Raw genomic sequence first — 17919 nt, forward strand, 5'->3', positions numbered from 1 at the left:
CTCAGAACTCGCCGCGACCGTCGGGTGCGCGGTAGAGGATGTCGGCGCGGCGATTTTCCGCCCAGGCCGCTTCGTCGTGGCCGGGGTTCTTCGGCTTTTCCTCGCCGAGGCTGACCGATTCGACCTGATCTTCCTTGGCGCCGAGCAGGACCAGCGAACGCTTGACCGCGTCGGAACGCTTCTGGCCGAGCGACAGGTTGTACTCGCGGCTACCGCGCTCGTCGGTATTGCCCTGGATCAGCACCTTGAAGCCGCGGTTGGCGATAAGGTACTTGGCATGGGCGGCGACCAGATCCTGATACTCGGCCTTGACCTCGTACTTGTCGAGGTCGAAGTAGATGCTGCGCTGCGACAGCTGGCTCTTGGGATCGGTCAGCTCGCGCGGCAGGCCGCGCGAGTCGAGGCCGCCGGCGGTGACCGGCGTGACGCCGGAGCCGCTGCGCGATTCGACCGGCGCGCCGGAGGTTTCATCGACCGGGGTCGAGCTGCAACCGACGATCAGGGCGGCGAGCAGGGCGGGTACGAGCAGTTTATTCATGGTGTTCTCCGTTGAAGATTATTGAATGAAGGGGCCCCAGGCCGGCTCGCGGACGTCGCCGGCGGCAATCGAGAGGCGCTGCTTGATCCTGCCATCGCTGGAAACAGCGGAAAGGACGCCGCGGCCGCCGGTTTCAGTGGCGATCAGGATCATGCGGCTGTTGGGGGCGAAACTCGGGGATTCGTCCTTGTTCGAGTCGGTCAGGATCTGCACCTGCTTGCTGGCGAGGTCCATCACGGCGAGCTGGAAGCGACCGTCGCGGCGGCTGATGAAGGCCAGGCTCTTGCCGTCGGGCGATGGGCGCGGCGACACGTTGTAGCTGCCTTCGAAAGTGATGCGCTGGGCGTCCCCGCCGTTGGCGCCCATCCGGTAGATCTGCGGGCTGCCGCCGCGGTCCGAGGTGAAGTAGATGCTGCCGCCGTCGGGCGAATAGCGCGGCTCCGTGTCGATGCCGGCCGACTGGGTCAGGCGCTGGAGGCCGGTGCCGTCGGCATTGACCGAATAAATCTGCGAATTGCCGTCCTTGGAGAGGACGACGGCCAGCTTGCGGCCGTCGGGCGACCAGGCCGGGGCGGAATTGGAGCCCTTGAAGTTGGCCACCACCTGGCGCTGGCCGCTGGCCAGCGCATGCACGTAGATGACCGGCTTCTTTTTCTCGAACGAGACGTAGGCCAGCTTGCTTCCGTCCGGCGACCAGACCGGCGAGATGATCGGTTCGGTCGAGCTCAGCGCCGTCACGGCGCCCTGCCCGTCTGCGTCGGCGATCTGCAGGCGGAACTGGCCGCCGGACTTGACGACGTAGGCGATGCGCGTCGAGAAGACGCCCTTCTCGCCGGTCAGCTTCTCGTAGATGTAGTCGGCGATGCGGTGGCCGGCGGCGCGCAACTGGTCGTTGCCAGTGACGTAGACGGCACCGCCCAGCGCCGCCTGCTTTTGCGTGTCGTAGAGACGGAAGCGCGCCTGCATGCGGCCGTCCGGCCCGCGCGTGACGCTGCCGGCAGCCAGTGCGTCGGCGCCGCGGCCCTTCCAGTCGGCGAAACTGACCTGTGCGTTTTCGTCGAGGGTCGCGCCGGCCGGGTCGATCAGCTTGAACAGGCCGCTGCGTTCGAGGTCGGCGCGCACCGTCGCGGTGACGACCTGGGCGGCCGCCGCATCGCCGGCGAAATTGGCGATCGCCACCGGGATGCGGTTGGCGCCGGCGCCGGTGATTTCGACGGAAAGCTGCGCCTGGGCCGTTACGGCGGCCAAAAGCGACAGTGCGAAGAGGATTTTGTGGAAAATCTGGGGCATGGGACTCGATTTCGTCATGGGTTCGCGCGATTCTACTCTTCAAATGGCTTGTATTTGATTTCCAGGTCGCGCCGGAACAGGGCGGGATCGTCGGGTTTGGGCAGCGGCGAGGATTTCAGGATGGCCCGCTCGATGGCGGCGTCGAGGCCGGGATTGCCGCTCGAACGCTTGAGCCGGACGTCGAGCACCTCGCCGGACGGCAGCTGGTTCACCTCGAAGATCGCTTCCGGATTGCCCTGGATGTTCGGCGGCAGGACGATGTTGCCGCGCACCTTGTTGCGGATCTTGTTGGCGTAGTCCTGCAGCCCTTTCTTGCCCGCCGCCGCCCGCTGCTCGGCTTCGGCGGCAGCGGCCTTGGCCATCTGCTGCGAAGCGTTCGGACGCGGGCTGCGCTCGGCGGCCTCGCGCTTGAGCATGTCGCTGAAGTCGGGCGCCTTCGGTTCCGGCTTGGCCTCCGGCTTCGGCTCGGGCTTTTTGGGTTCGGGCCTGGGTTCCGGTTTCTTCGGCTCGGGCTTGGGTTCGGGTTTCTTCGGTTCCGGTTCCGGCTTTTTCGGCTCGGGCTTGGGCGGCTTTTTTTCTTCCTTGATCGCAATGTCCGGCTTCTTCGGCGGGGGCGGTTCGGGTTTCGGCTCGGCCTTGGGCAACGGTTTCGGTTCGGGGGGCGGCTCCGGCTTCGTTTCCGGGGGCGGTGGCGGCGGTGGTGCCGCCGCCTGGACGGCCGGCACCGGGCGGCTGGAGAACAGTTCGACCTCGACCACGTCCGGCTGGCTGCGCTTCCACTGCACGCCGAAGAACAGGAAGGCGAGCAGGCCGACGTGCACCAGGATGGTGAACGTCAGCGCGTACTTCCTGCCGGGTTCTTCGCGCCGTTCGAGAATCATTTGCCGGTGGTTTGCACCAGGAGGCCGATTTTCTTGACCTCGGCACGCTGCAATTCGTCCATCACGGACAGTACCGCCTCGTATTTGACGTTCTTGTCGCCGGCGATCAGCACCGGCTGCTCCGGGTTCTTCTGCTGCGCCGCCAGGATGCGCGACTTGAGTTCGCTGCGGTCGACGCGGATTTCCCGGCCATTTCCGGCGCGGTCGGTCAGCGTCATGCTCTGATCGGCCTTGATCGCCACTTCCAGCGGCATCGCCGGGGCGGTGTTGGCCTTGCCGACCGAGGGCACGTCGATGGTCGAGGTCGTCATCATCGGCGCCGTCACCATGAAGATGACGAGCAGCACCAGCATGACGTCGATGTAGGGAACGACGTTGATCTCGTTCTTGAGGCGGCGCTGGCGCATCGCTTTACCTCATCTGCCGCTGGAGGATGTTGGAGAACTCCTCCATGAACGACTCGTAGCGCACGGCGAGGCGGTCGATGTCGTGCGAGAAGCGGTTGTAGGCGAGCACGGCGGGAATCGCCGCGAAGAGGCCGATGGCGGTGGCGACCAGCGCCTCGGCGATGCCCGGGGCGACGGCGGACAGCGTTGCCTGGCCGACGTTCGAGAGACCGCGGAAGGAATGCATGATGCCCCAGACGGTGCCGAACAGGCCGATGTAGGGCGAGACCGAGCCGACCGAGGCGAGGAAGGCGAGGTGCGCTTCCAGGGCGTCCATCTCGCGTTGGTAGGTGGCGCGCATGGCGCGCCGCGATCCGTCGATGACGTCCTTCGGGTCGAGGTTCTTCTGGCCCTTGAGCTTGGCGAACTCGCGGAAGCCCGACTCGAAGATGCGCTCCATCGAACCGGCGTGGTGGCGGTCGTTGACTGCGCTATTGTAGAGATTGGTGAGGTCGCCGCCCGACCAGAAATCGCGCTCGAAGGTCTCGGTCTTGGCGCGCGCCTGCGTGACCGCGTACCACTTCATGAAGATGTAGTACCAGGACATGAAGGAGACGCCGGCCAGCAAGGCCATGACGGCCTGCACCACCGCACTGGCGTTGAGGATCAGGTGGAGGATGGAAAGATCCTGGGTGACGTTCATTTCAGTGCTTCCAGTTTGCTGTGCAGGAATTCGGGAATCGGCGCCGGCGCCATCTTGCCGATGTCGACGCAGGCGATCTCGACGGTGCCGGTGACTAGTTCCTCGTCGCCGCGCCGCACGTGCTGGCGGAAGACGACGCGGACGCGGGTCAGCTTTTCGACTTCGAGGCCGATCGTCAGCTGGTCATCGAGCCGCGCCGGCTTGAGGTATTCGCAGCTGGCCTTGCGCGCCATGAAGGCGATGCCGGCCTCCGCCGCGAGCTGCGACTGGTCGTGGCCGACCTGGCGCATCCATTCGGTGCGGCAGCGTTCGAAGAACTTCAGGTAATTGGCGTAATAGACGACCCCGCCGGCATCGGTATCCTCGTAATAGACGCGCACGGGGATTGAGAAGGCGTTGGGTTTCGGCTCGAACTTCATCGGGCGATTTTACCTGACTTCGCAGGAATCATTTGTAACGGTTTGTTTCCATGCTAATTCTGGCCTTTTTCAATCACCGAAAAACGCCCGCGACGCCCCGTTATTCCTCGGAAAGCAGGTCACGCACGACGGCGCTGTTCGGTTCGGCCAGGCCGAGGTGGCGGTAGATCGCCGGGGTGGCGATGCGCCCGCGCAGGGTGCGCTGCAGGTAGCCTTGCTGGATCAGGTAGGGTTCGAGGACGTCCTCGATGGTGTCGCGCGCTTCGCCGATGGCGGCGGCGAGGTTGTCGACGCCGACCGGACCGCCGCCGAACTTGTCGATGACGGCCGAGAGCAGCTTGCGGTCCATGATGTCGAGACCGGCCGGGTCGACGTCGAGCATCGCCAGGGCGGCATCAGCGACGGCGCGGGTGATCTGGCCGTCCGCCCTGACCTCGGCGTAGTCGCGCACGCGGCGCAGCAGGCGGTTGGCGATGCGCGGCGTGCCGCGCGAGCGGCGGGCGATTTCCAGCGCGCCGTCAGGGTCGACCGGCGCGTTGAGCAGGCTCGCCGAGCGGCTGACGATGCTTTTGAGCTCATCGGCGGTGTAGAACTCCAGCCGGGCGACGATGCCGAAGCGGTCGCGCAGCGGGTTGGTCAGCATGCCGGCGCGCGTCGTGGCGCCGACCAGCGTGAACGGCGGCAGATCGAGCTTGACCGAGCGCGCGGCCGGGCCTTCGCCGATCATGATGTCGATCTGGAAGTCCTCGAGCGCCGGGTAGAGGATTTCCTCGACCACCGGGCTGAGGCGGTGGATTTCGTCGATGAACAGCACGTCGTGCGGTTCGAGGTTGGTCAGGATGGCGGCGAGGTCGCCGGCGCGTTCGAGCACCGGGCCCGAGGTCTGGCGCAGGTTGACGCCCATTTCGTGGGCGACGATGTGGGCCAGCGTCGTCTTGCCCAGGCCGGGCGGGCCGAAGAGCAGCACGTGGTCGAGCGAATCGCCGCGTTTGCGGGCGGCTTCGATGAAGATTTCCAGCTGTTCGCGGATCTTGGCCTGGCCCGTGTAGTCGGCCAGGCGCTTGGGGCGCAACGCGCGTTCGAGCGCTTCTTCCTGCGCCGACCGGGAATTGGGGGCGATGATGCGGTCGACCGCAGCAAGCTTGTCGGTTTCGATCATGCGGGCTGTTCCTCTTCTCGCGTCCAGCGGCCGAGCAGCATGTGGCCGAGGGCCAGCAGCACCGGGCCGAGAAAGATGCCGATGAAGCCGAAGACGAGCACGCCACCGATCACGCCCAGGGCAATGAGCAGGATCGAGATGCCGGCACCGCGCGCCATCAGGATGGGCTTCAGGAAATTGTCGATGCTGCTGATGACGAAGATGCCGTAGAGCACGAGAAAGATTGCCCAGCCGGTTTCGCCCTGATTGTAGAGCCAGGCGGCGGCGCCGCCCCAGATCAACGGCGGGCCGACCGGAATCATCGACAGGAAAAAGGTGGCGAAGCCGAGCAGCACGGCGCTCGGCACGCCGGCGATCAGGAAACCGAGCATCGCCACCGTACCCTGGGCGGCCGCCGTGCCGACGATGCCCAGCATGACGCCGATCACCGTGCCGCGTGCCCGTTCGATCATTTCCTCGCCAAGGTCGCCGCCCAGCTTGCGGGCGCCGACGTAGAGGGCGTGGGCGATCTTCTCGCCGTCGCGGTAAAGGAAGAAGAGGACGAAGATGACCAGCGCCAGCTGAAGCAGGCCGTTGCCGGCGATCTTGCCGGTCGCCAGTGCCAGGCGGCGGGCGGGGTCGATCAGTTGCTTGAGAACGGCGTTGAGTTCGGCGCGGTTGCTGGCGATGCGATGGTAGTTGGCCTTGATTTCGCTGCCGACCAGCGGCAGGTCACCCAGATACTTGGGCGGTTCGGCCGGCAAGCCTTCCTCGAAGTGCGGGCGGATCTCGCCGATCAGTGCTTCGGCGCCGTTGACCAGGCTGCCGACCAGAAAGATCATCGGCAGCAGCATGATCAGCACGAGCAGCAGGGTCATCAGCGAGGCGCCCAGGGTATGGCGCCCGCCGATGCGCGGCAGCAGTCTTTCCGAATAGACACCCCAGGTACAGATCCACAGCACAAAGGCGAACAGGATGGCGCCGATCATCGGCAGCAGCACCGCGATGCAGCCGATGATCAGCAGCGCGACGAGGGCGATCTGGGCGAGGCGTTTGGGGTTCTCTTCGGTGAACACGCCCTAGACCTTCGAGAGCAGCTTGAGCGCCTGGCGGATGCCATCGGACGTGCCGACATCCGGCGGCAGCAACTTCATTGCCGATGCTGCTTCCTTTTCGTTGTAACCGAGGGCGAGCAGCGCGTTCAAAATGTCCTGTTTGGCGTCGTCGACCGTAGCAGGCAGCGCGGCGCCGGTGGTTTCCGCCAGTTTGCCCTTCAATTCGAGCAGCAGACGTTCGGCCGTCTTCTTGCCGATGCCGGGAATCTTGACCAGGCGCCCGACTTCCTGGCGCGCCACGGCGGCGGCGAGATCGCCGACCGACAGGCCGGACAGCACCGACAAGGCGGTACGGGCGCCGATGCCGGAAATCTTCAGCAACTGGCGGAAGGCAAAGCGCTCGCCCTCGCTCAGGAAGCCGTAGAGGAAATGGCCATCCTCGCGCACCGCGAAATGAGTCAGCAGGGTCACCTTCTCGCCGGCGGCGGGCAGGTTGTAGAAGCTGCTCATCGGCACGTCGAGCTCGTAGCCGACGCCATTGACGTCGACCACGATCTGCGGGGGATTTTTTTCGGCCAGTAGGCCGGTGAGTCGTCCAATCATGGCGCCATGTTAACCGATCAGCCGTCCGCCGCGAACGCGATAGCCCGCCGTCGCCAGCGCCCCCAGCCCCTGCCCGCCGTGCGCGTGGCAGATGGCGCAGGCCAGCGCGTCGGCCGCATCCGCCGTCGGCGCCGCCGGCAGGCCGAGCAGGCGGACGACCATGTGCTGCACCTGGTCCTTGGCCGCCTTGCCGTGCCCGACCACCGCCTGCTTGACCTGCAGGGCGGTGTATTCGGCCACCGGCAGGCCGGCATGGACCAGCGCGCTGAGTGCCGCCCCGCGCGCCTGGCCGAGCAGCAGGGTCGATTGCGGATTGACGTTGACGAACACTTTTTCGACCGCCGCCTGGTTCGGCGCATAGGTGGCGATCACCTCGCCGAGGCCGGCGAACAGCGTGGCGATGCGCTCGGGCAGCGACTGCCGGTCGTTCGACTTGATGCAGCCGCTGGCGACATAAACCAGCTGGTTGCCGTGCTTCTCGATGACGCCAAAGCCGGTCACGCGCAAACCCGGATCGATGCCCAGAATGCGGGGCGCGCTCATTTCGCCGGCCTCGCCACCAGATAGACGCCGCCGACCGCCAGCGCCATGCCGACGGTTGCGGTCGACGTCAGTTTTTCGCCGAAAACGAGCCCGGCGATCAGCGCCGTCGACAGCGGCGTCAGGTAGAACAGGCTGGCCACGTTCACCGCGCTGCCGTTGCGGATCAGCAGGTTGAGCAGGCTGATGGCACCGATCGAGAGGACCAGCACCAGCCAGCCCAGCGCGAAGATGAAATCGCCCGTCCAGGCGACCTGGTAACCCTCGACCAGTGCCACCGCCACGGCGGTCAGCAAGGCGGTCGGCACGAACTGGATCACCGACCCGGTGCGCAGGTCGAAGCTGGCGCAGAAGCGCTTCTGGTAAAGCGTCCCGGCCGTGATGCCGAGCAGCGCGACGAGCGCCGGGATCAGCATCGGCCCCAGCGCCGCGTCGCCGAACTTGCCGGAAACGACCAGGCCGACGCCGACGAAGCCGAGCGCCAGGCCGCCCCATTGGCGAGCGCTCACTTTCTCGTCGAGTAGCCAGCCGGCGCCCAGCGCCGTCAACAACGGCTGCATGCCGACGACCAGCGCCGTGACGCCGGCCGGCAGCCCGTGGGCGATGGCGACGAAGACGCCGCCGAGATAGACGGCATGCACCAGCAACCCGGACACCCCGATGTGCAGCCATTGGCGCGGCGACTTCGGCCATGGTGCGCGGGTCGCCAGCGCGATGACCGTCATCAGCGCGATGACCAGCCCGTAGCGCGTCAGCAGGAAGGACAGCGGCGCGGCATACGGCAGCCCGTACTTGGCGCCGATGAAGCCGGTGCTCCACAGGAAGACGAAGAGCAGCGGGTAGACGCGCTGCATCAGGCGGCGGGCCGGGGCTGGGCCGCGGCGCTCAGTTGCAGGTGGCGGCGCAGGCCGCGGCGTTGGAGGCGCAAGCCCTGGGGTCCTGCAGGGTGCAGGTCTCGTGCGTCCGGTAGGTCAGGTTGATGCCGTTCGGGTAGCTGCAGACCAGTCGCGTGACCTTGCCCTGGCCGGCCAGGGCGATGCCGGTCGGCCGCGCGCCGCGCCATTGCGCCAGCGGCAGGTCGCACGACACGTAGCCGTCGAACCGGCCGTCCGGGGATTCCCACAGCGCCAGGTTCTTCAGCTTGCGGTAATCGGCGTAGCGGACACAGGGATCGGTCTTGTTGCCGTAGGCCATCGCGTTGTCGCTGCAATAGCCGGTGTAGGTGTACTGCAGCTCTTCCTCGCTTGGGCAGGCGTTGACCTGGACCAGCGTCGCGAGGTCCGGACAGGCCAGCTCGGCGGCGCCGGCTGCCCCGCCGAACGCCAGGAGGAAGGCGCCGAAAATGCCGGTCCGCATGGCGGCCGGACTCACTCGTCCATCACCGCGGTGGTGTAGATTTCCTGCACGTCGTCCAGGTTTTCCAGCGCGTCGAGCAGCTTCTGCATCTTCACCGCGTCGTCGCCGGTGAACTCGTTCTCGCTTTCCGGCTTCATCGTCACCTCGGCGAATTCCGGCTTGAAGCCGGCGGTTTCCAGCGCGTCCTTGACGGCGATGAATTCGGTCGGCGCGGTGATCACCTCGATCGAGCCGTCGTCGTTGGTCGCCACGTCGTCGGCGCCGGCCTCGATGGCGGCATCCATCAGTGCCGCCTCGTCGGTGCCGGGGGCGAAGATCAGCTGGCCGCAGTGCTTGAACTGGAAGGCCACGCAGCCGTCGGTGCCCATGTTGCCGCCGTGCTTGTTGAAGGCGTGGCGGACTTCGGCGACGGTGCGCGTCTTGTTGTCGGTCAGGCAGTCGACCATGATCGCCGCGCCGCCGATGCCGTAGCCCTCGTAGCGGATCTCGACGTAATCGACGCCTTCCAGCTCGCCGGTGCCCTTTTTGATCGCGGTGTCGATCTTGTCCTTGGGCATGTTGACGCCCTTGGCCTTGTCGACCGCGACGCGCAGGCGCGGGTTGAAGCTGACGTCGCCGCCGCCCAGCTTGGCGGCGACGGTGATTTCCTTGGCGATCTTGGAGAAGGCGGCGCCGCGCTTCTCGTCCTGACGGCCCTTACGATGTTGGATATTGGCCCATTTGGAGTGTCCGGCCATGGTTTACCTCGACAGATGCACAGCATTGATAGAATCGAAGAATTTTATCACGCCGGAGTTTGCCGCCATGTCCGAACCCCTCTATCTCGCCAAGTCCGAAGACGGCTACCCCGCCCTGCTGCCGCAGATGGCCAACCGCCACGGCCTGATCACCGGGGCGACGGGCACCGGCAAGACGGTCACCCTGCAGTCGATGGCCGAGCGCCTGTCGTATGCCGGTGTGCCGGTCTTCATGGCCGACGTCAAGGGGGACCTTTCCGGCATGGGCGCCGCCGGCGTCCTCACCCCCAAGCTGGAGGCGCGCCTGAAGGATCTCGGGCTCGAAGGCTTCGCGCCCTACGCCAACCCGGTCGCCTTCTGGGACGTCTTCGGCCAGGGCGGCATCCCGGTGCGCGCCACCGTGTCCGACATGGGCCCGCTGCTCCTCGCCCGCCTGCTCAACCTCAACGACACGCAGACCGGCGTCCTGCAGCTGGTGTTCAAGATCGCCGACGACCAGGGCCTGCTGCTGCTCGACCTCAAGGACCTGCGGGCGATGGTCCAGCACGTCGGCGACAATGCCGCGCAGTACAAGACCGAGTATGGCAACGTGACGACCGCCTCGATCGGCGCCATCCAGCGCGGCCTGCTGACGCTCGATGAACAGGGCGGCGATCTCTTCTTCGGCGAACCGATGCTCGACATCCACGACCTGATGCAGACGGACGCGAACGGCCGCGGCGTCATCAACGTGCTGGCCGCCGAAAAGCTGGTGCAGTCGCCGGCGCTCTACTCCACCTTCCTGCTCTGGCTGCTGTCCGAGCTCTTCGAGCAGCTGCCGGAAGCCGGCGACCTCGACAAGCCCAAGCTGGTCTTCTTCTTCGACGAAGCCCACCTGCTGTTCACCGACGCGCCGCAGGCGCTGACCGACAAGGTCGAACAGGTCGTGCGCCTGATCCGCTCCAAGGGCGTCGGCGTCTATTTCGTCACGCAGAACCCGCTCGACGTGCCGGAAAAGATCCTCGGCCAGCTCGGCAACCGCGTCCAGCACGCCCTGCGCGCCTTCACCCCGCGCGACCAGAAGGCCGTCCAGGCCGCGGCGCAGACCATGCGCGCCAACCCCAAGTTCGATGCCGCCACCGTCATCACCGAACTCGGCGTCGGCGAGGCGCTGGTCTCCTTCCTCGACGAAAAGGGCCGTCCCAACGTCGTCGACCGCAGCACCATCTTCCCGCCCGCCTCCCGCCTCGGCCCGCTGACCGCCGACGAGCGCCGGGCCGTCATCCAGGCCTCGCCGCTGCTCGCGACCTACGGCCAGACCGTCGACCGCGAATCGGCCTTCGAAATCCTGCGCGGCAAGCCGGCCGCCGCCCAGCCGGCACCCGGCGCCATTCCCGCACCGCCGGCCGGCGGCGGGCTGGACGCCAACGACTGGGGCAACCACACGGCGCAGCCGGCGCCGCGCCCGGCGCCGCAGCCGCGCCAGAGCGCCCCCGCCCCGCAACCGTCAGGCGGCGGCATCCTCGACGGCCTCGGCGACCTGCTCGGCGGCAGCACCGGCCCGCGCGGCGGCAAGCGCGAAGGCATGATCGAAGCCGCCGCCAAGAGCGCCGCCCGCGGCATGGCCGGCACGGTGGGGCGCGAACTGGGCAAGCAGATCCTGCGCGGCGTGCTGGGGTCGATCCTCGGCGGGCGCCGCTAGGCGAAGTCGGCAACGGCGCGGCGGCCCGCTCTGGGCGCTGCCGGCGGGCAAATGGCGCCGGCATCCGCGGCGCCATTTTCATTTTCGGCCTTGCGGGCCGGTCGACCGCAGCGATCGCCGGAGAAACGGGCTGCCGCACGACATGGGTGAATATTCCGTCGGTTGGCGTAAAATAAGCGTTTTCTAATTTACGAAGGAGCCGGCCATGAAAGCATTTCTCCCGATCACCCTGCTGCTCGCCGCCCTGCCTGCCGTGGCGCAGGACGTCGCCGCGTTGACCGCCGAAACGAAGAAGACGGTGCTGCCGGTCGTGCCCAAAGTGGTCAATGCCATGCAGGAGGCGGTGGCGACCAAAGGCGTGGCGGAGGCGATTCCCGTCTGCAAGGACCAGGCGCCGAAGCTGATCAAGGAAGTCCGCGACAGCACCGGCTGGTCGATCCGCCGCGTCAGCCTCAAGACGCGCAACGCCGAGCGTGGCACGCCCGACCTTTGGGAAGCCCGTGTGCTGGCCGACTTCGACATTCGCGCGGCGAACGGCGAGAAGCCGGAGACGCTGGAAAAGGCCGAGATCGTCACCATCGACGGCAAGCCGGTCTTCCGCTACATGAAGGCGCTGCCGGCCGGCGAGGTCTGCCTCAAGTGCCACGGCCCGGCCGACGGGCTCGACGCAGGGCTCAAGGCGAAGCTCAAGGAAAACTACCCGCACGACCTGGCGACCGGCTATTCGCAGGGCCAGATCCGCGGCGCGCTGACCGTCAAGCGCCCGCTGTAGGCGCCTGCGCCCCGCCCTTTTCGGCGAGATGGTCGAAGAGGGCGGCGGCGGCCGGCGCCAGTGCGGCCCGCGAGCGCACGCACAGCTGCAGGTCGCGCGGCGCCCAGGCGTCGCTGATTTCGACCGTTTTTATCCCGTCGACCGCAACCACCGACGAGCGTGGCACCATGCCGATGCCGACGCCGGCCGCCACCATGCGGCAGACCGCGTTGAAGCTGCGGACCTGGATGCGCACGTCGAGCCGGCCACCGAGGCGCGCCGCGTGGTTCATCATGAAGGTGTGGATGGCGCTACCGGCGTGCAGGCAGACGAAGGGTTCGCCAAGGACGTCGGCGAAGGCGGCGGCGCCGCGCCCGGCCAGCGGATGCCCGGCGGGCACCGCGAGAATCAGGCGGTCGCGCCGGTAGGGACGGGTTTCCAGGCCGCCGAGCCCGGCTTCGGCGGCGACGACGCCGATTTCCACCTGCCCTGCCGCCACCGCTTGGATGATCGCCGGACTCGGCTGTTCCTCGAGGCTGACGCGGATCTGCGGCCGCTCGCGCAGGAAGTCGCCGAGGTCTTCCGGCAGGAAGCAGTTGATCGCGTTGGTGTTGGCGAACACCGTCACCTGGCTGGCGACGCCGCTGGCGTAGGGGGCGAGGTCGGCGTGCATCTGTTCGAGCTGGGCGAAGACCTGACGGGCGTGGCGCAGCAGCGATTCGCCGGCCATCGTCGGCGTCAGGCCGCGCGCGTGGCGGGCGAACAGTGGCACGCCGAGCGCCGTTTCGAACTGCGTCAGGCGATGGCTGGCCGACGACGGCGCCAGGTGGACGAGGTCGGCGGCGCGCGTCAGGCTGCCGCTGTCGGCGATGGCGGCGACCAGCCGCAGGTCGGGAAGGTCATAGCGCATGGATTCGTCCATATCGAATGCTCGCTTCCGATAATACCAATTGTCGACACCGGGTTTCGCGTATTCAATAGCGTTCAGCGAGCTTTTATTGATTGGCGGAATCGGGTGGATTGGCATGAATCGAACGGGCGAAGTCTTGAACGCAGGGGAAAGATTCCCGCTTTTCGGCATCCGCCGCGCCTGGTCGGGTGCCGCCATGCTTGAGCGGCACGGCCATCGCCTCGGCCTGTGGCTGGCGCTCGGCGCCGCCTTCGGCTTTTCGTTCAAGGCCATCTTCGTCAAGCTGGCCTATTCCGTGCCGCAGGCGGTGCCGGTCGATGCCGTCACCCTGCTCTCGCTGCGCATGGTCTTCGCGCTGCCGGTCTTCCTCTGGGTCGGCTTCCAGTCGAGCCGCGCCGCGCCGCCGCTGGCGCGCCGCGACTGGCTGCTGCTGACGGCGCTCGGCCTGCTCGGCTACTACGGCGCCAGCATCCTCGATTTCGTCGGGCTGCGCTACATCACCGCCGGGCTGGAACGGCTGATCCTGTTCACCTACCCGACCCTGACCGTGATGATCGGCGTCCTGTTCATGGGCAAGAAGCTGTCGCGCCGCGAGGTGGCGGCGCTGGTGCTGTCGTATGCCGGGATCGGCCTCGCCTTCGCCCACGACCTCGAGTTCGCCGGCGAAACGCGGGTCGTGCTGCTCGGCGCCGCCTTCGTCTTCGCCTCGTCGCTGTCCTACGCCTTCTACCTGGCCGGCAGCGCGCCGATGATCCAGCGCCTTGGCGCGGCGCGCTTCACGGCGCTGGCGATGCTGGTGTCGACCGGCGCCACGCAGTTGCATTTCTTCGCCACCCAGCCGTTGACCGCGCTCGTCCAGCCGCTGCCGGTCTATGCCTATGGTGCGGCGATGGCCCTGTTCTCGACCGTCCTGCCGGTCTTCATGCAGTCGGCGGCGATCCGCCGCATCGGCTCGGCACGGGCGGTGCTGATCGGCACCATCGGCCCGATGCTGACCATCTTTTTCGGTTGGTGGCTGCTCGCCGAACCGATCTCGCTGGCACAGATCGCCGGCACCGGGCTGGTGCTGGTCGGCGTCCTGCTCGTCTCGCGGCGCTGAGCGACGCCCAGCCGTTCACTTGACCTTGATCTCGGTCCACAGCCGCGACATCAGGCGGCGCTGCTGCGGTTCGAGGTCGCGCAGCATTTCCAGGCGCTGCAAGGTTTCCGGCGGCGGGAAGAGCGCGGTCTCGCCGGCCACTTCCGGACGGATGTAGGGCAGCGCGGCGCGGTTGGGATTGCCGGCGCCGATCAGGTTGGAGACGTCGGCGGCATTCTCGCCGCGCAGCATGAAGTCGATGAAGCGGTGGGCGAGGTCCGGGCGGCGCGCCGACTTGTGAATGACGAAGTTGTCGACCGCCAGCACCGCGCCTTCCCTGGGGATCGCGAAGCCGATGGCGAACGGCCGGCCGGCGGCCCGGGCGTCCGCGCGCGCGCGGAACATGTCGTTCGAGTAGCCGTGGGCGACCCAGATGTTGCCGATCGCCAGGTCCTTGATGTAGGTGCTGTTGGAGAAGGTCGCCCAGTAGGGCTTGGCGCGCAGGATCAGGTCGCGCGCCGCCCGCCAGTGGTCGGGGTCGGTGTCGTTCACCGGATGGCCGAGATAGCGCAGCGCCGCCGCCATCAGTTCGCGCTGGCTGTTGAGGACGGTGACCTTGCCCTTGAGCTTTTGCAGGTGGGCCGGTTCGAAGATGAGCGCCCAGCTGTCGGTCGGCAGCCCGAGTTCGGCAAGTTTCGTCGCGTTGAAGCCGAGCAGCGTGACCGTCGTCGCGTAGGGCACCGCATGGCGCAGGCCGGGGTCGTACCAGGGATCGGCGAAGGCCGTGGCGATGTTGGCGAGGTGCTGCAGGCGCTGGTGGTCGAGCGCCTGCAGTTCGTTCTTGCGGATCAGTGTGTGCACCGCGTTGCCGGTCGGCACCAGCAGGTCGTAGCCGGCGGCGCCGGCTTCCAGCTTGGCCAGCATCTCCTCGTTGTCGGAATAGTAGTCCTGCTTCAGGCGGCAGCCGCACCAGGCCTCGAAGCGCGCCGCCGTCTCGGGTGAGATGTAGTTGTTCCAGATGTAGAGGTGCAGGGTGTCGTCGGCCCGGGCGGGGGCGGCCAGTGCGAGGAGCAGCACGAGCAGCGCCAGTCTCATGCCGATTTCCTCAGCGTTTCCGGGGCGAAACGCAGGGCCAGCGCGATCAGCGTCAGGGTCAACGCCATCAGAAGGGTCGAAATGGCATTGACCTCGGGCGTCACGGCGACCTTGATCAGCGAGTAGATCTGCAGCGGCAGGGTTGTCACGCCGACACCGGCGACGAAGAAGGTGATGACGAAATCGTCGATCGACAGCGTGAAGCTCATCAGGAAGCCGGCGACGATCCCCGGTACGATCAGCGGGAAGGTCACCCGGGTGAAGGTGCGCCACGGTGTCGCGCCGAGGTCGCGGGCGGCCTCGAAGATGCTCTCGTCCATGCCGGCCAGCCGGGCGCGGACGATGATGGCGACGAAGCCGAGCGAGAAGGTGATGTGGGCGGCGAGGATGGAGAACAGGCCGAGGGTCAGGTCGAGCACCTGGCGGAAGAACAGCAGCAACGAGACGCCGAGCAGGATTTCCGGCATCGCCACCGGCGTCAGGACCAGGAAGGGCAGCAGGGGCGGCCGCCAGCGGTGCAGGGCGATGCCGGCCATCGTGCCGAGAACGGTGGCGATCGTGCTCGAAACGATGGCGATCAGCAGTGAATTGGCGGCGGCCTGCAGCAGGTCGGCGTCGCCCAGCAGTTTGCCGTACCAGCGCGTCGTGAAACCGACCCACGAGGCGTTCAGTTCGGAATCGTTGAACGAGAAGAGGACGACGACGGCCAGCGGCACGTAGAGGAAGGCGTAGGTCGCCAGGCCGGCCGCCCACAGCCAGAAGCCGCGCTTCACATCTGCCCCCGGTTGCGCGTCAGCGCCGAGGACAGGCCGGCCACGGCCAGCACCGCCAGCGTCAGCAGCAGCGACAGGGCGGCGCCGAGCGGCCAGTCGCGGTTGTCGAGAAACTGCTCCTTGATCAGGTTGCCGATCAGCAGGTCGCCGGTGCCGCCCAGCAGCTCGGGGACGGCGAACATGCCGAGGACGGGAATGAAGACGAGCGCCGAGCCGGACAGCACGCCGGGCAGCGAGAGCGGCCAGGTGACGCACCAGAAGCGCGCCCAGCCGCCGGCGCCGAGGTCCTGCGCCGCCTCGAGCAGCGCCGGGTCGTGCTTTTCCAGGTTGGTATAGAGCGGCAGGATCATGAACGGCAGGTGCACGTAGACCATGCCGACGATCACGGCGACCGGGCTGTAGAGCAGGTCGAGCGGGCCGAGGATGATCATCCAGGCGTAGATGCGGATCAGGAAGTTGCTGGCGAAGGGCAGGATGACGAGCAGCACGAGGAGGTCGCGCCGGCGCTTCGGGCTGCGCACGATGAGCACCGCCAGCGGGTAGGCGAGGACGAGGCAGAGCAGCGTCGTCAGGCCGGCGACGGCGAAGGACTTGGCGAGGATCCAGGCATAGATGACGTCGTCGAGGACGAAGCGGTAGGCGTCGAGGCTGAAGCCGCGTTCGGCGAGCGGGGCCAGGCCGCCGAACTCGCCCGGTTCGCGGAAGCTGGCGGCGGCCATGATCAGCGCCGGGATCAGGAAGAAGACGACGAGGAAGAGCGCCGGCGGCAGTGTCACCAGCCAGCGGGTCAGGCGGGCGCTCCGGTCAGTCCGGGAGGAAGACGCCGGCATCATGCCTCCATTCGACGCTCACCCGGTCGCCGATCTCGTGGAAACGCGCTCGCCCCGGCCCGGCGTTGGTGGCCAGCGCCTCGAGCAGCAGTCCGTTGTCGAGGCGGACCTTGTAGACCGTGACGTCGCCGAGGAAGAGGTACTCGACGACCGCCCCGGCGAAGTGGTTCTTGAGCCCGGCCCGGTCGGCGTGCCCTGAAATGCGCAGGTGCTCGGGGCGGATCGCCAGCGCCCCGTTGCTGCCGACGGCGACCGCCCCGTGCACCGGCGCGGCGATCTCGCCGAGGCCGGGGGCAGCCAGGCGCAGCCCGTGGCGGCTGGCCTCGACGACCGCGGCGGCGATCAGGTTGATGGTGCCGATGAAATCGGCGACGAAGCGGTTCTTCGGCGTCGAATAGAGCGCCTCGGGTACGTCGAGCTGCTCGATGCGCCCCTCGTTCATTACCGCGATGCGGTGCGATAGGGCGAGCGCCTCCTGCTGGGCGTGGGTGACGAAGACGAAGGTGACGCCGACCTCGCGCTGCAGGGCGATCAGCTCGCCCTGCATGCGCTCGCGCAGCTTGGCGTCGAGGGCGCCGAGCGGTTCGTCGAGCAGCAGCAGGCGCGGCTTGTTGACCAGCCCGCGGGCCAGCGCCACGCGCTGCTTCTGGCCGCCGGAAAGCTCGTGCGGGAAGGCGTCGCCCTTGTCTTCCAGGTGCACCAGGGCCAGCGTCTCGGTGGTCCGCCGGCGGATCTCGTCGCGCGAACGACCGGCCATTTCGAGCGGGAAGGCGATGTTGCCGGCCACCGTCAGGTGCGGGAACAGCGCGTAGCTCTGGAAGACCGTATGCACCGGCCGCTTCTCGGGCGGCATGCCGGCCAGCGGCCGGCCGTCGAGGTAGAGTTCGCCGGCGTCCGGCGCGTCGAAGCCGGCGATCATGCGCAGGATGGTGGTCTTGCCGCAGCCGGAGGGGCCGAGCAGGGTGAAGAACTCGCCGGCCTCGATGTCGAGCGTGACGTCCTTGACCGCTTCGAGGCTGCCGAAGCGGCGGGTGATGTTGCGAATTTCCAGTAGGGCCATGATGAGCCGGCGGGCGCCGGATTCCGCTTATCCGGATTTCATTATAGGCATCCGCCGCACGCGGCGGATTGTGCGCTTGCGCAGCAGTCGCGCGC

Annotated in this window: 21 protein-coding genes; 3 read left to right on the forward strand and 18 right to left on the reverse strand. The window is 67.4% G+C overall.

Annotated elements, in window-relative coordinates; genetic code table 11:
* Nucleotide 1: 1 nt before the first annotated feature.
* The 13 genes from pal to GH660_RS12820 form a co-directional block, all read right to left on the reverse strand.
* Complete coding sequence (pal, locus tag GH660_RS12760) at nucleotides 2-538, reverse strand: peptidoglycan-associated lipoprotein Pal (protein WP_153147048.1); 537 nt, start codon at nucleotides 536-538, stop codon at nucleotides 2-4.
* A gap of 18 nt (nucleotides 539-556) precedes the next feature.
* Nucleotides 557-1828, reverse strand: coding sequence for a Tol-Pal system beta propeller repeat protein TolB (tolB, locus tag GH660_RS12765; protein ID WP_153147049.1), 1272 nt, complete (start codon nucleotides 1826-1828; stop codon nucleotides 557-559).
* A 32-nt stretch (nucleotides 1829-1860) separates the two neighbouring features.
* Nucleotides 1861-2709 carry an energy transducer TonB gene (locus GH660_RS12770; RefSeq protein WP_153147050.1) on the reverse strand — a complete coding sequence of 283 codons (849 nt, stop codon included), beginning with the start codon at nucleotides 2707-2709 and terminating at the stop codon, nucleotides 1861-1863.
* Complete coding sequence (tolR, locus tag GH660_RS12775) at nucleotides 2706-3116, reverse strand: protein TolR (protein ID WP_153147051.1); 411 nt, start codon at nucleotides 3114-3116, stop codon at nucleotides 2706-2708. The genes GH660_RS12770 and tolR overlap by 4 nt, the downstream gene beginning before the upstream one ends.
* A 4-nt stretch (nucleotides 3117-3120) precedes the next feature.
* Entirely contained in the window at nucleotides 3121-3798 is a 678-nt protein-coding gene (gene tolQ, locus GH660_RS12780) for a protein TolQ (protein ID WP_153147052.1), read from the reverse strand.
* Nucleotides 3795-4217 (reverse strand): tol-pal system-associated acyl-CoA thioesterase, encoded by a 423-nt coding sequence (gene ybgC, locus GH660_RS12785; RefSeq protein ID WP_153147053.1) that lies wholly within the window; start codon nucleotides 4215-4217, stop codon nucleotides 3795-3797. Before ybgC ends, tolQ begins: the two co-directional genes overlap by 4 nt.
* Before the next feature lie 100 nt (nucleotides 4218-4317).
* The gene (gene ruvB / locus GH660_RS12790) at nucleotides 4318-5376 is read right to left on the reverse strand and encodes a Holliday junction branch migration DNA helicase RuvB (RefSeq protein WP_153147054.1); all 1059 of its coding nucleotides are present in this window, start codon (nucleotides 5374-5376) and stop codon (nucleotides 4318-4320) included.
* Entirely contained in the window at nucleotides 5373-6431 is a 1059-nt protein-coding gene (locus GH660_RS12795; protein WP_153147055.1) for an AI-2E family transporter, read from the reverse strand. Before GH660_RS12795 ends, ruvB begins: the two co-directional genes overlap by 4 nt.
* Before the next feature lie 3 nt (nucleotides 6432-6434).
* A complete protein-coding gene (gene ruvA, locus GH660_RS12800) occupies nucleotides 6435-7013 on the reverse strand; it encodes a Holliday junction branch migration protein RuvA (protein ID WP_153147056.1) in 579 nt (192 codons plus the stop codon).
* Between the two features lie 9 nt (nucleotides 7014-7022).
* Entirely contained in the window at nucleotides 7023-7556 is a 534-nt protein-coding gene (ruvC, locus tag GH660_RS12805; RefSeq protein ID WP_153147057.1) for a crossover junction endodeoxyribonuclease RuvC, read from the reverse strand.
* Nucleotides 7553-8407: a DMT family transporter gene (locus tag GH660_RS12810; RefSeq protein ID WP_153147058.1), complete on the reverse strand. Its 855-nt coding sequence runs from the start codon at nucleotides 8405-8407 to the stop codon at nucleotides 7553-7555. Before GH660_RS12810 ends, ruvC begins: the two co-directional genes overlap by 4 nt.
* Nucleotides 8408-8438: 31 nt before the next feature.
* Complete coding sequence (locus GH660_RS12815; RefSeq protein WP_153147059.1) at nucleotides 8439-8924, reverse strand: hypothetical protein; 486 nt, start codon at nucleotides 8922-8924, stop codon at nucleotides 8439-8441.
* Entirely contained in the window at nucleotides 8921-9646 is a 726-nt protein-coding gene (locus GH660_RS12820; protein WP_153147060.1) for a YebC/PmpR family DNA-binding transcriptional regulator, read from the reverse strand. Before GH660_RS12820 ends, GH660_RS12815 begins: the two co-directional genes overlap by 4 nt.
* 67 nt (nucleotides 9647-9713) lie before the next feature.
* On the opposite strand from GH660_RS12820, the gene GH660_RS12825 reads away from it, so the two are divergent.
* Entirely contained in the window at nucleotides 9714-11327 is a 1614-nt protein-coding gene (locus GH660_RS12825; RefSeq protein WP_153147061.1) for a helicase HerA-like domain-containing protein, read from the forward strand.
* A 205-nt stretch (nucleotides 11328-11532) separates the two neighbouring features.
* Nucleotides 11533-12099, forward strand: coding sequence for a DUF3365 domain-containing protein (locus GH660_RS12830; protein ID WP_153147062.1), 567 nt, complete (start codon nucleotides 11533-11535; stop codon nucleotides 12097-12099).
* Here the strand turns inward: GH660_RS12830 and GH660_RS12835 are convergent.
* The gene (locus tag GH660_RS12835) at nucleotides 12083-13000 is read right to left on the reverse strand and encodes a LysR family transcriptional regulator (protein WP_228276489.1); all 918 of its coding nucleotides are present in this window, start codon (nucleotides 12998-13000) and stop codon (nucleotides 12083-12085) included. The genes GH660_RS12830 and GH660_RS12835 overlap by 17 nt on opposite strands.
* Nucleotides 13001-13124: 124 nt before the next feature.
* Between GH660_RS12835 and GH660_RS12840 the strand changes: the two genes are divergently transcribed.
* On the forward strand, nucleotides 13125-14087 hold the full coding sequence (locus tag GH660_RS12840) for a DMT family transporter (protein ID WP_228276490.1): 963 nt from the start codon (nucleotides 13125-13127) through the stop codon (nucleotides 14085-14087).
* 15 nt (nucleotides 14088-14102) lie between these two features.
* Here GH660_RS12840 and GH660_RS12845 read toward each other — a convergent pair whose 3' ends face one another.
* The 4 genes from GH660_RS12845 to GH660_RS12860 are packed head-to-tail and all read right to left on the reverse strand — an operon-like array spanning nucleotide 14103 to nucleotide 17824.
* Nucleotides 14103-15161, reverse strand: a complete 1059-nt coding sequence (locus tag GH660_RS12845; RefSeq protein ID WP_153147063.1) for a spermidine/putrescine ABC transporter substrate-binding protein — start codon at nucleotides 15159-15161, stop codon at nucleotides 14103-14105.
* Nucleotides 15158-15934 carry an ABC transporter permease gene (locus GH660_RS12850; protein WP_153147064.1) on the reverse strand — a complete coding sequence of 259 codons (777 nt, stop codon included), beginning with the start codon at nucleotides 15932-15934 and terminating at the stop codon, nucleotides 15158-15160. The genes GH660_RS12845 and GH660_RS12850 overlap by 4 nt, the downstream gene beginning before the upstream one ends.
* Nucleotides 15931-16764 (reverse strand): ABC transporter permease, encoded by an 834-nt coding sequence (locus GH660_RS12855; RefSeq protein WP_153147065.1) that lies wholly within the window; start codon nucleotides 16762-16764, stop codon nucleotides 15931-15933. The genes GH660_RS12850 and GH660_RS12855 overlap by 4 nt, the downstream gene beginning before the upstream one ends.
* Nucleotides 16739-17824 (reverse strand): ABC transporter ATP-binding protein, encoded by a 1086-nt coding sequence (locus tag GH660_RS12860; protein ID WP_153147066.1) that lies wholly within the window; start codon nucleotides 17822-17824, stop codon nucleotides 16739-16741. Before GH660_RS12860 ends, GH660_RS12855 begins: the two co-directional genes overlap by 26 nt.
* Nucleotides 17825-17919: the final 95 nt, after the last annotated feature.

It is taken from the genome of Dechloromonas sp. H13, from assembly GCF_009469615.1.
In the GTDB taxonomy this organism is placed as follows: Bacteria; Pseudomonadota; Gammaproteobacteria; order Burkholderiales; family Rhodocyclaceae; genus Azonexus.